Genomic DNA, 15,615 nt, shown 5'->3' on the forward strand with positions numbered 1-15,615 from the left:
TGTGTGTGATATTTTTTTTGTTTAGATACGTAATACGTTGTTTGTGATGGATTTACGTTTTTGTTTCACGTCAACAGTAGTTTGAAGTAAGCTCTTGATATACAATTATTTACGGCAGAGCAGATGACAGAGGCCTTAGAGTCGGATTTTTAAGAGGAGAATTAAAGAGAAGTTGAGACCCTTTGTTTCGCTATCATTACGTATCTCCTTTACTTTCAGAATGTTACACTCGCTAAATCTGTAATCTTTAAAAGTATTATTCATGTTATCCGTTTTTTCGAGCCCGCGACAGGTGCTATAAACTTAAATACCGAGCTTAGCCGTTCACGACCTGTTCGTATTCGCTAATCACTTTGCCCATCTTATCATAAATGAATCAGGTTTTAAGAACCATAAAGTGTTCATTTGTAAGACCTTACAAAAATAAAGAGTCTCAACCCTTTTAATTTACTCTCTTTTAATTTACTCTGCGGCGTGGGCTTGGCGAGCGAATAACTGTATGTAGTTTCTACCGTTTACAGTTGTTGGCGGTTATTCTGATTTTTCTGCGTGACACAGAGTGTTTGCGTAACCGCTCCATTACTGTCGCGGCTCTGGCAGTGTTGCAGGGTTAGATCGTGTATTCCGTAGCAATCCGAGCCGCGAATGTGAATGAGCGGTACTGTCAGCAACCCGGCGTGGGCTTGGCGAGCGAATAACTGTATGTAGTTTCTACCGTTTACAGTTGTTGGCGGTTATTCTGGTGTTTTTGCGTGACACAGTGTGTTTGCGTAACCGCTCCATTACTGTCGCGGCTCTGATGGTGTTGCAGGGTTAGATGGTGTATTTCGTAGCAATCCGAGCCGCGAATGTGAATGAGCGGTAATGTCGGCAAGCCGGCGCGGGATTGGCAGCCGAATAACTGTATGGAGTTTCTACCGTTTACAGTTGCCTGCGGTTATTCTGGTTTTTTATTGTGATACAGTGTGTTTGCGTAACCGCTCCGTTACTGTCGCGGCTCTGATGGTGTTGCAGGGTTAGATGGTATATTTCGTAACAATCCGCGTGCAACAAAAGGGGGTCTGACTCCCTTCTTTATCTGGTAGAGTTAAGAGTGAAAGTTTTTCTGGCCAGACCTGTCAACTTTTCACTCTTAACTTTTAACTCTTAGCTTAATAGATGTTATCCCTGTATGCGTATGCCTGGTATTGGCAGGTTATCTCCGCAGTCTCGCCGGCTTTTACGTCGAGATTCCAGGTAACATTTGTCCGCGGGTTTACAGAACCAAGCGGGGTGGAGACTTTTTCTTTTGTTTCTTTGTGTGATTTATCAATCACCCTGCCTATGAATGTACGCTCGATTTCGAGAGATACATCTTCGGCCTTGTGGTTTGTTACCGAGAGTTTACATTCAAAGGTTATCAGGTCGTACTTATTGCCGTAAAACGTCTTTACTTCCCGCTCGCGGCGGCTCTCATAGTCGAGTTTTTCCGCCTTTATATCGAGAGCCTGGGTTATCTTGACGGTAGCCTCCTGGCCGATGGGGGTATAATTCAATGTGTCCTGTCCCAGGATTAAATCGTTCTTAACGATCTGAGCCGGAGATGTTGTCAGGGGCATTCCGGTTGTATTGTCAAACCTGATGCAGTGCCATATCTCTTCTTTGCTTGAGTCGTCGCCGCGATTGTAACGCTGCACCGGCTCGGGCTGATCAACTTTCCACGTATAAATATGCTTGTATTCAAGCTCCTCTGTGAACAGCGGATAATAGCCCGTTTCGTCAGTTTTTAGTGTTACTGAATCTACCGGGTAGAAAAACAGGTCTTCGTTCGAGATTCCCTGTGCGGCGGTTCCATAATCAGGAGCTGCCGGCGCGGCGGATTCTGCCATGTCAAACGCCGCCTTCTGCATCATGACATTGCCGCCCATACCACGGGCAAGCCGCCGGCTTTCATCACTGCCGGAGCCTGCAAGCTGATTGAGAAAATCGGAGAGGCTGTATTTCATTCCCAGCGGACTGTAGGTGTCGGCGAACTGGATATTCGGAAAACCGGTAGCCAGCAGAAGCTCTACACCCTCCAGGTCTGCCGCCTCGTTGATAACAAGGCCCTTGGCGGTAAATCTGGCCTTATCCTCTGTTATATCAAATATATAGCTGGGCGACCAGGTAATTCCTTTGGCAAGATAGCATAGACCAAGTTTGCCGCCGGAAGTATTGTCTTTAAACGTAACTTTCAGCTCTACTCCGGAGGTTGTGATAATTGCATCGCTGGATATGTCGGCATCCGAGAAATCAACCGCCCATACCTGCTGCGGGTTAATCGCTGTGAGTCCTTGCTCTGTCTTTACCAGCATCATCTGCGGCTCGCTGTACCATGGCCTGCGGTTTCGGCCGTTATCCGCCTTTCCCGGCTCATACGGCCTTATCGGCGGCTGCGGCTCGATTTTGGGAACAAGCTGTATCTCGCCGACAACGACCTGTTCTTCGCCGTAGCGGATTGTAGCTGTTTTACCGACGTTGCCGCTGAGAAGCTGCATTAGCGATACGGCCTGCTCTGTTTCATGGATATCCACCTCAGAGGCAACAGCGGATTTCAGCATCAGCCCGCCGCCGCTGCTCAGCCAGCAGCTGCCCAGCGAGGGAACAACCTGCGGGCGGATTATAACCGAGTCTGCGCCGGCGGGGACATCGACCTGAGAAACAAAGAAACCCATCCCGTTTTTAAACAGGGCAACCTTGAGTATATCCTCTTTCAGGATTTCTTCACTGTAGGCGGGCAAACAAATTGCTGTGATGGCTAAAAATAAAATCGTTTTTCGCATTTTAATCTCCTGTGTTAAAGAAAAATTCTGTCATTATGTGCCGTACAAATATCATGATAATGTTAAACTGTATTTATTATAACACAATCAGGGGCTTTTGTTTGTAAAATATATGTAAAAACAGCAACACGATTTATCAGGCGCGGGCAAACCTGTATTATAAGCAAAAGAACATAGCTCAATGACCAAGGGAGAGAGTAAAAGCCTATTTACGCAAGCGAATCTCCGGATCTGAAAAGCCGTGCCGGTTCGCACTTTGGGAGAGCGGGCAATATAACGGCCTAAGCAGCAGCGGCCTTGAGCTTGCCGATTCAATAAATGCTTTGCCGACGGACCCGTCAAGTCCGGAGAGCTATAGCTTTGTGATGGTTCATGCGTGGAGCTTTGGTTACCGGCCTATGGATGAAATAGCCGTAACGGTTAACAATCTTAACCCTGATGTGCGGGTTGTCACGTCTGACGAGTTCATTGAGCAAATCTATATAAATCTTTCACCGTGCGGAACCGCTCCGGCCAAAGCTGACATAAATAATGACTGCAAAGTGAACCTTGAAGATTTTTCAATATTCTCGCAGCAATGGCTGAAAATTAGCTCTTCTTCGGCAGATATTCGGCAAGACGGCCTCATCGATCAAAAAGATCTAAATGATTTTTCACTTCAATGGCTCGAATGACATCAGCAGGTCACTCTCAGCGGGCATAAAGCCAACAGCATTACACGCTGCCGCCGACAAACGACGCATCCGGCTTAAAGTAAAGGGTTTAGAGCAAACTGCTCTTTCCGCCCCACTTATATCCGCAGTCATTGCAATACCATTTACTGCCGTCATTTTCGATGCTTTCACCTCCAATGTGTATCTCTCCGGCCTTCTCCTGCTTTGCCATTTCAAAAGTTGTCCGCCCATAAACTATCGGCACCACGTTTTCCGAACCGCATTTGGGGCATCTGCTTAATTTGTCTTCTAGCATAATTCCACCGATTTAAGATATTATTATACAAGCCGCCGCCGCAACCGGCTGCTGGATTCAATCCGGTTTGTCATCTGCTCTCGTGAAATTTTATTATACTGACACATTGCGGAATGTCAATCATAAGATAGCAGGTTTAATCGAGTTGCGGCAAATCAACCGTATTCTTACTGAAAAAGCGTTTCGTCTTTTTAAAAAACTGTTATAATCACTGCATGAAAATTTTTATTAGAATTCTTATACTTGCTGCCGCTCTTGCCCTGGGTGCCGTCTTAACATACAAAATAACCTCCAACCGGACTATCGAAGAGCTGCTTACTCAAAACCGCCATCTCAAACAGGCAATCTCAAATTTAAGCCATGTCGAGCAGATAGGTTACGCAAAAGTAGTTTCACAGCAGCAGCGGGAAGGGAAACTGTTTACCCGTCTGAAATTTGTTCAAACCGACCCTGCCGACCCAACAATACATTTATTTTCTGAAGAATACGAGATACAGGGCGATGTTGTACATTTTGACGCGTTGATAATTAAATTCAGCGAACAGCTTGTAATCGACGGCAAGGAGCGGACAATGTACTTATGGAGAAGGATTTACGGAGAAAACATGGCCCCTGAACAGGGAATGCCGATAGAAACACCAGGTAAACCCTCGCCGCGTTATGCACAGATTTGTGAAAAGCTCTCTCTCGAAGAAACACAGCTTTTCTGGCAGGAAATCTGGGATCTGGCGGACAGCCCCAAAAAACTCGAGCATCTCGGTGTGCACACAATTTTCGGAAACACAGTCTATCGCCGTTTAAAACCGGGACTTATATACGTTTTTAAGGTCTCTGCCACCGGCTCACTCTACCCTGAAGTCGTGCCGGAGCTTTAATTTCCCTGGAAACCCGCCCTTATAAGCAGACATGAAAAAAGCCGGTACCTCTTAGAAGTACCGGCTTTTTATAATACTGAGGTAGTTCAATCGATAAAAAATATAATATTAACAATTTATAATACTCTACGCTCAGTACCAAAACCTTGTTTTAAAAGAAAGATATAATATTACACGTAAATAATAAGACATATAACAGCAAATATCAAGCTAAAAATTTAATTTTTTATTTTTTTTTAGCCTTATCGGTTATATACCTGCTGCCGAGAATATTTGTTCGATTGTGCCCAATCGGAACTGAGGTTGTTATCTATTCCGAAAAAAAGCTGACAGCTCATCTTTACTTGTTATAATAAAGATAAATAGTTTAAAAACAAGAAAAAACAATAGAAACAAGCCCCGCCGGAGCGAGGTTCAGCTTAGATAACTGCAAATACAGAGATAACACATTGAAAATACATGACATACCAGAAATAGTAGAAGAGCTCAAACAGGGCAGGATGATCGTTCTTGTTGACGATGAAGACCGTGAGAATGAGGGCGACCTTGTATGCCCCGCCCAGTTCACCACGCCGGAGATAGTCAACTTTATGTGCAAATGGGGACGCGGGCTGATTTGTGTCCCGCTGGAGGCGGAACGCTGCGACGAGCTGAACCTGCACCCCCAGACAAGCAACAACACCGCCGCTCTGGGAACAGCTTTTACCGTAAGTGTTGACGCTCGCGAGGGTATAACAACCGGCATCAGCGCTTATGACCGCTCTAAGACTATTATGCTTCTTGCTGACCCGCAGACAAAGGCCCGCCATTTGGCCCGCCCGGGGCATATCTTCCCGCTCAGAGCCAATCCGGGCGGAACACTTGTAAGAGCAGGCCAGACTGAAGGCTCGATTGACCTTATGAAAGTTGCAGGGCTTACCCCCGCCGCGACTATATGCGAAATAATGGCAGAAGACGGCACCATGCTCAGAGGCGAAGGGCTGTCTAAATATTGCAGAGAACATAACATAAAAGCAACTTCCGTTGAAAAAATCATTGAACACCGCCTGCAGCGAGAAACTACAATCAAGCGAATCCAGGCCGTCCGGATGCCGACCGATTACGGCGAGTTTACAATGATAGGATACAGCAGTCCCAGCACACCCGAGCCGCACCTGGCGTTTTGCAAAGGCGACATCGGCAATCTGGACAAAAACGGAAAGCCGGTCCCGATAGATGAACCGGTTCTAATCCGGGTACACTCAGAATGTATTACCGGTGACTTGTTCAGGTCTCAGCGGTGTGAGTGCGGCGAACAGCTGGAAACAGCGATGAGAATGATACAGGACCATAAAAAAGGCGTCCTGATATACCTGCGGCAGGAAGGCCGCGGCATAGGGCTTGCCAATAAACTGCGGGCGTACAAACTCCAGGAAGACGGGCTGGATACCTGGGATGCTAATGTAGAGCTTGGATTTGCCCCTGACAAACGCGACTACGGCATAGGCGCTCAGATACTCAAAGACCTGGGGATAAGTAAGGTGAGAATCCTCACCAACAACCCCAAAAAGGTAAGTCGGCTCAAGGTTTATGATATCGAAGTCGTGGAGCAGCTTCCAATACAGATACAGGCAAAACCGACCAACAAACAGTACCTCCACACCAAAAAGGTTCGTTTCGGGCATATTCTTGATGAGGATCTTTGATTGAATTTAAACGTTATAAGGAAAGTTTTATTCGTATCTCTGCCGGCGTTTTTGATAGTCGGCTGTGATTCCCTGCCAAAAGGGAGCCCCTCTTTGCCTGCGGAGCACACATACTCCAAAGAAGATTTTTTGCCCGTTTCAATTAAATTTAACGGTATGACTGAAATCTCCGCCGGCGAAACTGAAAACACTATTTCCATTACGCCGCACATAGATGTTTATGATGCGGCGGGCTCGAGAATAAAGGCACCAGGGATTGTCCGTTTTGAGCTGTTCGAGCTCATCGGACGCTCTCAAGATTCACTGGGCCCGAGACTGAAAGTATGGCAGGATTTCAATCTTAATACTTTCGAAACTAACAATCGCTACTGGAGCGATCCGCTTAGATGCTACATCTTTTCTCTCGAACTTGATTCTAATCTGGTTAAACCAGATACCCAGTATCAGTTCACGGCTGTTTTTATCTCCGGAACAAACCGCTTCAGCGACCAGAAACGAATAGACTTCAACAAATAATAAGGGTTCCCATGGCACAAAAAACCGCTCTTGTGATAATCGATGTTCAGGAAAAACTGCTCTCTGTGATGCACGAGAAGGACACTTTAGTTAAGAATATATGCACACTGGTTAAGGCCTGCCGGCTGCTGGAGATTCCTGTTATCAACTGCCGCCAGTACCCCAAGGCGCTTGGAGAGACTGCCGCAGAAATACAGGAACTTCTTACAGATGAGCCGGTTGACAAACGCTGTTTCAGCTGTGCGGCCGGCGATGATTTCCAAAAGAGGCTCAAATCCACCGGCTGCGAGAAGCTGATACTATGCGGGATAGAGGCACACATCTGTGTTTACCAGACCGCCCGCGACCTCATCTCCGCCGGCTTTAAGGTAGAAATTCCGGCTGATGCTGTCGATTCCAGAACGGCTGAAAACAAGCAAATCGCTATTGAACGGCTGCGGCAGGAAAAAGCTCTCATAAGCAGTATAGAAATGTCGCTGTTTGACATGCTTGAAACATCAGAGCACCCGAAATTCCGTGAGGTCTCACGACTGATCAAGTAGCCTGAATACACAAAACCTAACTCCCTTTATATCAACTATGAAACTTCGGCAGACCCGACTCAAGACTTTATGGCACAGATAACTATAAGTGACATGACATTCGGCTTTGGAGAGCCTCCCCTTTTTGACGGCGTTAATTTTAATATTGAAAGCCGCCGGCGGATATGCCTGCTCGGGCGTAACGGCTCGGGCAAGACCACCCTGCTCAAACTTATCGAAGGAGAGCTTGAACCGCTTGCCGGCAGTATCATCAAAAGCCCTCAGCTCAAAATCGAAAGGCTGCACCAACAGGTACCGCCGGAGACCTCCTTCGGCAAGACAGTTTACGAGATGATAATTGACGGTCACGGCGAGGCGGGAAGACTTATCGGCGAATACCACAGAACGGCAGTCGCCGCGGCCCAAAACCATGACGAGCCCGGCCATCTTGAGAAACTCGAAAAACTCGCCGCACGTATCGAAGCCTGCGGGGGCTGGTCGCTGGAAAAAAAAGTGGAAGCTACCGTCAGCAAGATGCGTCTCGAGGCAGAGGCCCTGTTTGACAGCCTTTCTGCCGGACTCAAACGCCGCGTATTTCTGGCACGTGCTATAATAAACGACCCTGATGTCCTGCTGCTTGATGAACCCACAAACCATCTCGATGTGGAGTCTGTGGAGTATCTCGAGAAATTCCTGCTGGCAAGCACACAAACGATAATCTTTGTAACGCATGACAGGGCGTTTCTGCGGAAAATAGCCACACAAATCGTTGAGATTGACCGGGGCAGACTCATCAGTTATGAATGTAACTATGATGAATACCTGCGGCGGCGTGACGCGGCCATTGAGGCCGAGCTGGCAAACAACCAGCGGTTCGACAAACTGCTTGCCCAGGAAGAGGCATGGATTCGCCGCGGCATTCAGGGGCGGCGGACACGCAACGAGGGACGTGTGCGAAACCTTATAGAGCTGCGGAATCAGCGGTCGCAGCGGCGAAACATACAGGGAAAAGCGAAAATATCGATTCAGGACTCTCAACAGTCCGGCCAGCTTGTGGCGCAGTTCACGGACGTATCCTTCAGATACCCTGAAACTGAAGATAATATCATAGAAAAATTCACGACGCTGGTACTTCGCGGCGACAAGATCGGCGTAATCGGCCCCAACGGCTGCGGCAAAACAACACTGCTGCGGCTCATACTCGGCCAACTCAACCCCACCGAGGGCGGGCTGAAAACCGGCAAAAGGCTCGAAACCGTGTACTTTGACCAGCTTCATGCCCAGCTTGAAGAAGACAAATCCGTCTTAGAAAATGTCGCCGACGGTTACCAGACAATAATTTTCAACGGCAAAACACGCAGCGTAATCGGATATCTCCAGGATTTTCTTTTTGACCCAAAGCGTGCCAGAGGCCCGGTCTCGTCGCTTTCCGGCGGAGAGCGCAACAGGCTTCTGCTGGCGAAGATGTTCGCTAAACCCTCAAACATGCTGGTACTTGATGAGCCGACCAATGACCTCGACATGGAAACGCTGGAGCTGCTTGAAGAGCTGATTGCTGATTATCCCGGCACTGTGCTCATCGTTAGCCATGACAGGGAGTTTCTAAACAACACGGTTACTTGCGTATATTCTTTTGAAGGTGACGCAAAGGTAAAAGAATACGCCGGCGGGTACGATGATTACAAATACCACTCAAAACCCAAAAAACCGGAAAGCCCCGCGCAAAAAAAGACCGATAACACGAAGACCAAACCAAAAACCGAACAGAAAAAACTCTCCTACAACGAACAAAGAGAGTTTGACGCGATTCCTGATAAGATAGAAGAACTTGAATCTCAAATCGCAAAAATCCATGCCGATATGGCTGACCCTGAATTCTTCAAATCCCAGGGCGATAAGATCGCGGAAAAAACCAAACTTCTCGAAGAGCTTGAAACCCAGCTTGAAAACCTGTATAATCGCTGGCAGCAGCTCGAAGAAAAATACACATAAACCAGAAAACTTTAAAAAAGGCAATCAGTTGATATGGAACAGACAAATTTAAAAGCTGTTATATTCGATTTCGACGGTGTTATAGCCGACTCGGAGAATCTTCACTTCAAGGCGTTTGAAGAAATCTTCCGCCGGTACGGCTTTACGCTTGACCGGGAGACCTACTGGAAAGAATTCCTCGGATTTACGGACCTGGAGCTGTTCCAGGAAGCCGCGGCTAAATACGGGATAAGCTATGGAACATCATACCAGAACCTCATCAGCGAAAAGTCTGAGATATTTATGGATGTTGTTAAAACCACAAGCACTGTGTATCCAACTATCAAGGACTTCGTATGCAGCCTTCGTGAATCCGGTATTCGCTGCGCAATCTGCTCGGGTGCCTCTATGTTAGATATAGAGATAATTTTCGAATTGGATAATGAGCTAACCGGAAACAATCTGGCTGCGTTGTTCGAAACCATCGTTACCGCCGACGATGTTAGCAGGGGAAAACCCGACCCGGAAGGCTATCTGCTCGCAGGCTCGCGGCTGAGAAAATCCGATGAGTCACTGAAAAACTCCGACTGCCTTGTAATAGAGGATTCGAGCTGGGGTCTGATGGCGGCAAAGGCTGCCGGTATGAAAACACTCGCGGTGACAAACAGCTACCCAGGAGAAATTCTTGAACAGCACGCAGAGCTGGTTGCCCCGCAGCTTACGCCGGAGTTAATACCTCAGATGAAAAAAATATTTGGCTGAAAGTTTATCTGCCGTGAAGAGCATTTGGCGGAGGATTTCAGCCAGAGAGCTGATTAAACGCATTCAGGGCTCTATGTGCATAGCCGCTGGAAATCTTTGACAGCTTTGCGAACAGCTTTGGCCAGTCATTAGCCGCTTCTTCGTCTGCACTGTCTGTGATTACACGTATGGACAAAAACGGTGTATTGTAGCGAATGCATACCTGCGCCATCGCCGCCGCTTCCATCTCAACTGCCAGGGGATTGAATCCGGCGAGTTTTTCGCCCTCATTCACGAAATGATCGCCTGAGATAATTGTGCCAACCCTGAGATTCTCATCAGCCGGCAGAACCGCCTCCATCTCCGGCGGCAGAGTCTTCATAAAAAGCTCACAGCCGGGTATCTGCCCGGGCTTACAGTCCGGAAATACACTGCTCACATCAAAATCATGCTGCACGAAGTCCCGCCCTACCACTATATCGCCCGTCTTGAGCGATTTATCGAGGCCGCCGGCAGTTCCAACACTGACAACATACGAAACGTTATACTCAGGATGCGATAGAAACGCCGCCGCCGAAGCCGCCGCGTTCACCTTGCCCACGCCGCAGACGTGCCCTATAACCCGCCGGCCGCTTGGATCGCTGAACAGGTCATACTCAAGCGGGCCGAGGTTGCGGCGCTCAAAATCAAGAGCCGAGATAAAATCCGTTAATTCCTGTTCAAGAGCGCTTATGAACAAAACCGTATCACCGGCGAGTCTGCCGTCTTTCAGCTGTATCATATAAGAACCTCATAATCCTTGTTGAATGATCTAAAATATCGTCATTGACGTCAATATTCTAAAACCCGCCTGCTCAAGTTCGCTCTGCAGCGCCTTTGTAACAGGCTCTGAGGTTTCAAGGCAGCAGATACCCGTCTGGCCGCCTTCTATGACAAAGCCGAAGATGCCTGATATGTTTATCCCGTGCTCTAAGAGTATCCCTGTAAGCTCGTTGAGGTTTCCGGGTTTATCCGGCACGGCAACAACCATCGCCTCCCGCAGTGCACAGGCAAAACCGTTTTCCGCAAGAATGAGCTTTGCCCGTTCCGGCTCTGTCGCGACAAGTTTCATCAAGCCGAACTCGCCTTTGTCGTGCACGGCAAAAGCTATTATGTTAACATTTTCCCTGGCAAGCGTCTCTGTAACGGACTTTATTCTGCCCGGGGTATTATCTACAAAAACGTTCAGTATCTCTGTCATGGTTAAACCTCTTAAAATTCACCGCGTTCGTCAACAACCCTTTTGCCCTTGCCCTCGAATGTCGGCAGGATACCCGGCTCATGCAGCTGCACGCGGGGGTGTATATAAATCGAAGCCCGAAGCTCCTCTGATATCTTGTCTTTGAGGATATCCAGCTCGACAGGGTCTCCGCTGAACATCTTGGAGTATATCTCCACCTTCACCGTAAGCCGGTCAATTGCACCAGACTTTGTCAGGTGTATCATATAGTTGGTGCCGACCTCGGGTATCTTCATTATAACCTCTTCAATCTGTGAGGGGAAAACGTTGACACCGTTGATAATGAGCATGTCATCAGTACGGCCCTTGATACGCGAAAGCCGCCTGTGTGTCCTGCCGCACTGGCACATGTCCGTATAGACGTGCGCCAGGTCTCTGGTACGGTACCGCATCAGCGGCATCGCCCGCCGGTTGAGACAGGTAACGACAACCTCGCCGGTTTCGCCGTCGGGAAGCAGCTCGCCGGTGGCCGGATCGATGATTTCCAGGATATAGGAATCCTCCCAGATATGAAGGCCGTTTTTATAGACGCATTCAAACGCCAGCCCGGGACCGTTCATCTCACTCAAACCGTAGCAGTTGTAACAGTCAATGTTGAATATTTCCTCGAGTTTGCGGCGTGTTTCTTCGGTATGCGGCTCAGCACCTACTATCGCGCGTTTAAGTGAGAGTGTCTCGAGTGCGATGCCGTGTTCCTTAATAGCCGTGGCAAGATGCATCAGATAGCTTGGAGTAATATGCAGTGTAGTCGTGCCGAAATCCCGCATCGTGTTTATCTGGCGGATGGTGTTTCCCCCGCCTATGGGTATCACCATCATACCAAGCCGCTCGGCGCCGTAATGCAGCCCCAGGCCGCCGGTAAACAGGCCGTAGCTCATCATGTTCTGAAATATATCACTGCGGGTGCAGCCGGCAGCGGTCAGGCATCTGGCGACAAGGTCGGTCGCCGCCTCGAGGTCCTCGCGGTTCCAGTAAATGACAGTCGGTATGCCGGTTGTGCCGCTGGAAGAGTGCATCCTCACTACATCATCATAGTTTTCCCCTGCGAGAAAGCCGTTTGGATAGCCGCGGCGGAGATCTTCCTTGCTAACCAGCGGCAGTTTGCGGAAATCCTCAAACGTTTTTATATCCCGCGGCGATTTTATACCCAGTTTCTTGAAATGGCGGGAATAAAACGGTGTTTTAAACGCCGCCTTTATAATATGCTGAAGTTTTTCCAGCTGTATCGCTTCTATTTCTGCGCGATCGGCTGTTTCAATTTCTTTGTTCCAGTAGTTGACCTGCATTGTTTATCCGGTTATAAATCCCTTGACCCTGATTGGGGCAACAAGTATTGGTGCCGTTTTATTATAGTTAGAGAAATTGCCAGTCTAAGAATTCAGCCCCGGCACTAAAGGGACTGAATATCTGAATTGCTGACAACCACAAAATCGTGAGACTTTAAAAGCTCTATTGCTTTTTTAGGATCATCGAAACGGAAAACCATCAAGGCCTTGTCCGCTGATTTCTCTATAAAGCCGTACATGTATTCCACGTTGATATCCGCATCGACGAATGACCGCAGAACAGCGGCAAGCCCGCCGGGCCTGTCATCTACCTCGATCGCGACAACATCAGTCAGGTTTGCGGTAAAGCCTTTCTGCGTAATAAGCCTTACCGCCTCGTTGGGCTTATCCACCACGGTGCGCAAGACGCCGAAAGCCTCGGTTTCAGCGATTGTAAGCGCCCGGATATTGATATTGTTCTCACCAAGCAGTTCGCACACATCGGCAAGACGCCCCTCACGGTTTTCAAGAAATACTGAAATTTGTTTTATTTGCATCGTTGTTCCTCCAGAACAAATCAATCAGAGAATTAGTAATATTCAAATCTGAAAAGGGTGTTAATTTAGATTTCTCTTATCAATAACCCGTTTGGCCTTTCCTTCGCTCCTGGCGACGGTTCCAGGCTCAACAAGCCTTACCTTAGAGCCGATAGAAAGCACAGAGTCGATGTGAGCCTTTACCTTTTGCTCAAACGCCCTTAGTTTCTTGATCTCATCGGAGAAGATTTCCGGCTCAACCTCTACCTGTATCTCTACAGTGTCCAGACCGTGTTCGCTGCGTTCAATCACAAGCTGATAATGCGGATGTGTACCGTCTATACTCAGCAATACGTCTTCTATCTGAGACGGGAAGACATTGATGCCGCGTATAATTATCATATCATCGGTGCGGCCCTTGATCTTGCTGATTCTCGGGCTGGTCCTGCCGCACTGGCAAGCATCGTAATTGATGCTGACAATATCACGTGTACGATACCGAAGAAGCGGGATTCCGCGTTTGGTCAGGGTGGTGATAACCAGCTCGCCGTCTTCGCCCGGTGCAACCGGTTTGCCCGTGTCGGGGTCGATTATCTCGGGGTAGAACACGTCGCTGTACATATGAAGCCCGTTTTTGAGGTGGCATTCCTGGCACACTCCCGGGCCGATTATCTCACTAAGGCCGTAAATATCTGTGGCGAGTATTCCCAGTGATTCCTCGATTTCATTACGCATCGAATCGCTCCACGGCTCAGCACCGAAAAGGCCGATTTCCCACTCGCTCTGACGGGGATCAAGGCCCATCGATTTCATCTCTTCGGTGATGTACAGGGCGTAGCTCGGGGTACATGCCAGAATTCGCGGCTTAAAATCCTGCATCAGCTTTATCTGCCGCCGCGTGTTGCCGCTGGAGGCGGGGATAACTACCAGCCCCATCTCAAGGCCGCCGTAATGAAGCCCCAGTCCGCCGGTGAAAAGGCCGTATCCGTAAGCCACCTGGAGGATATCACCCGGCTCAGCGCCCGCGCAGCAGAGGGATCTGGCCATAACCGTTGACCAAAGCTGGACATCCTCTTTAGTGTAGCCGACAACGGTTGGATTGCCGGTGGTGCCGCTTGAGACGTGAATTTCGGAAATTTCCTTAACCGGCTTCGAGAATAAGCCAAACGGATAACTGTCCCGCATATCCATCTTAGTCGTGAAAGGCAAAGAAGTTATATCTTCTATGCTGTTTATGTCCTGCGGCTTTATACCGATCTGGTCAAAACGGTCTTTGTAAATCCGGTTATTCTCATAAACATATACCGCAAGCTCTCTTAGCCGCTTGCCCTGCAGTTGGGAAAGTTCATCCCTGCTCATACACTCAATGTCAGGATTCCATATCATATTATTCGTTTCCTCCACATGGTTAACTCTAATAATACTTTAAGGATAGAATTATAATATGAATATGGGAATTTTCAACTAAAAATTTGCCCGCGGCCAAAAGACGATGTGTGACATTTTTTGCGGCCTGATTTGGTGCGAGCGACAACGGGCGAAGCGAGACGCCGCCGCTTTTTATTGTCGGGCGGTGTTTTTGAGTAGAGATGTTTTTAAAGCGGTATTGCGATGACGCTTGCCGCCGCACTACAAAGTGTTAGCCTCGCCGTCGAAGAGACGAGTTGAATCCGGCTCTTAAACCATTCTCTACAATAAGTTATAAAAAAAGTGTCTGACACTTTTTTCTACCGGGCTCCGATTGTTACGAAATACACCATCTAACCCTGCAACACGGCCAGAGCCGCGACAGTAATGGAGCGGTTACGCAAACACACTGTGTCACGCAAGATACCAGAATAACCGCCAACAACTGTAAACGATAAAACTACATACAGTTATTCGCCCGCCAAGCCCGCGCCGGGTTGCTGACAGTACCGCTCATTCACATTCGCGGCTCGGATTGCTACGGAATACACCATCTAACTCTGCAACACCATCAGAGCCGCGACAGTAATGGAGCGGTTACGCAAACACACTGTGTCACGCATGATACCAGAGTAAATTAAAAGGTTTGAGACTCTTTGTTTTTGTAAGGTATTACAAATGAACACTTTATGGTTACTGTTTAAATGTGTTATATCCTTGAAACCTGATTCATTTATGATAAGATGGGCAAAGTGATTATCGAATACGAACAGGTTGTGACCGGCTGGGCTCGGTATTTAAGTTTATAGCACCTGTCGCGGGCTCCAAAAAACGGATAAAATGAATAATACTTTTAAAGAATACAGATTTAGCGAGTGTAACATTCTGAAAGTAAAGGAGATACATAATGGTAGCTAAACAAAGGGTCTCAACCCTTTTAATTATCCTCCATCTAACCCTGCAACACCATCAGAGTCGCGACAGTAATGGAGCGGTTACGCAAACACACTGCACCAGAGTAAATTGAAAGGGTTGAGTCTCCTTGTTTT

At 48.0% G+C, this 15,615-nt stretch carries 14 protein-coding genes; 7 read left to right on the forward strand and 7 right to left on the reverse strand.

Annotated elements, in window-relative coordinates:
• Positions 1-1,151: 1,151 nt before the first annotated feature.
• Positions 1,152-2,801, reverse strand: coding sequence for a DUF4139 domain-containing protein (locus SMSP2_RS14515; RefSeq protein ID WP_146684737.1), 1,650 nt, complete (start codon positions 2,799-2,801; stop codon positions 1,152-1,154).
• Positions 2,802-3,022: 221 nt separating this feature from the next.
• Here SMSP2_RS14515 and SMSP2_RS14520 point away from each other — a divergent pair, with 221 nt between their 5' ends.
• Positions 3,023-3,475 (forward strand): hypothetical protein, encoded by a 453-nt coding sequence (locus tag SMSP2_RS14520; protein WP_146684738.1) that lies wholly within the window; start codon positions 3,023-3,025, stop codon positions 3,473-3,475.
• Between the two features lie 88 nt (positions 3,476-3,563).
• Here SMSP2_RS14520 and SMSP2_RS14525 read toward each other — a convergent pair whose 3' ends face one another.
• Positions 3,564-3,770 carry a hypothetical protein gene (locus SMSP2_RS14525; protein WP_146684739.1) on the reverse strand — a complete coding sequence of 69 codons (207 nt, stop codon included), beginning with the start codon at positions 3,768-3,770 and terminating at the stop codon, positions 3,564-3,566.
• Between the two features lie 215 nt (positions 3,771-3,985).
• Here SMSP2_RS14525 and SMSP2_RS14530 point away from each other — a divergent pair, with 215 nt between their 5' ends.
• From SMSP2_RS14530 to SMSP2_RS14555, 6 genes are all read left to right on the forward strand, one after another.
• Positions 3,986-4,645, forward strand: a complete 660-nt coding sequence (locus tag SMSP2_RS14530; protein ID WP_146684740.1) for a hypothetical protein — start codon at positions 3,986-3,988, stop codon at positions 4,643-4,645.
• Between the two features lie 449 nt (positions 4,646-5,094).
• On the forward strand, positions 5,095-6,330 hold the full coding sequence (ribA, locus tag SMSP2_RS14535) for a GTP cyclohydrolase II (protein ID WP_146684741.1): 1,236 nt from the start codon (positions 5,095-5,097) through the stop codon (positions 6,328-6,330).
• Complete coding sequence (locus SMSP2_RS14540; RefSeq protein ID WP_146684742.1) at positions 6,331-6,846, forward strand: hypothetical protein; 516 nt, start codon at positions 6,331-6,333, stop codon at positions 6,844-6,846.
• Positions 6,847-6,857: 11 nt separating this feature from the next.
• The gene (locus SMSP2_RS14545) at positions 6,858-7,388 is read left to right on the forward strand and encodes a hydrolase (protein WP_146684743.1); all 531 of its coding nucleotides are present in this window, start codon (positions 6,858-6,860) and stop codon (positions 7,386-7,388) included.
• A gap of 69 nt (positions 7,389-7,457) precedes the next feature.
• Complete coding sequence (locus SMSP2_RS14550) at positions 7,458-9,359, forward strand: ATP-binding cassette domain-containing protein (RefSeq protein ID WP_146684744.1); 1,902 nt, start codon at positions 7,458-7,460, stop codon at positions 9,357-9,359.
• A 33-nt stretch (positions 9,360-9,392) separates the two neighbouring features.
• The gene (locus SMSP2_RS14555; RefSeq protein ID WP_146684745.1) at positions 9,393-10,100 is read left to right on the forward strand and encodes an HAD family hydrolase; all 708 of its coding nucleotides are present in this window, start codon (positions 9,393-9,395) and stop codon (positions 10,098-10,100) included.
• A 37-nt stretch (positions 10,101-10,137) separates the two neighbouring features.
• On the opposite strand, the gene mtnN is transcribed toward SMSP2_RS14555, so the two are convergent.
• From mtnN to SMSP2_RS14580, 5 genes are all read right to left on the reverse strand, one after another.
• A complete protein-coding gene (mtnN, locus tag SMSP2_RS14560) occupies positions 10,138-10,860 on the reverse strand; it encodes a 5'-methylthioadenosine/S-adenosylhomocysteine nucleosidase (RefSeq protein WP_146684746.1) in 723 nt (240 codons plus the stop codon).
• 30 nt (positions 10,861-10,890) lie between these two features.
• The gene (locus tag SMSP2_RS14565; protein WP_146684747.1) at positions 10,891-11,319 is read right to left on the reverse strand and encodes an ACT domain-containing protein; all 429 of its coding nucleotides are present in this window, start codon (positions 11,317-11,319) and stop codon (positions 10,891-10,893) included.
• 11 nt (positions 11,320-11,330) lie between these two features.
• A complete protein-coding gene (locus tag SMSP2_RS14570) occupies positions 11,331-12,644 on the reverse strand; it encodes a phenylacetate--CoA ligase family protein (protein ID WP_146684748.1) in 1,314 nt (437 codons plus the stop codon).
• Between the two features lie 104 nt (positions 12,645-12,748).
• On the reverse strand, positions 12,749-13,180 hold the full coding sequence (locus SMSP2_RS14575; RefSeq protein WP_146684749.1) for an ACT domain-containing protein: 432 nt from the start codon (positions 13,178-13,180) through the stop codon (positions 12,749-12,751).
• Between the two features lie 60 nt (positions 13,181-13,240).
• The gene (locus SMSP2_RS14580; RefSeq protein WP_146684750.1) at positions 13,241-14,545 is read right to left on the reverse strand and encodes a phenylacetate--CoA ligase family protein; all 1,305 of its coding nucleotides are present in this window, start codon (positions 14,543-14,545) and stop codon (positions 13,241-13,243) included.
• Positions 14,546-15,615 lie beyond the last annotated feature (1,070 nt).

The organism is Limihaloglobus sulfuriphilus (genome assembly GCF_001999965.1).
Classification (GTDB): Bacteria; Planctomycetota; Phycisphaerae; order Sedimentisphaerales; family Sedimentisphaeraceae; genus Limihaloglobus; species Limihaloglobus sulfuriphilus.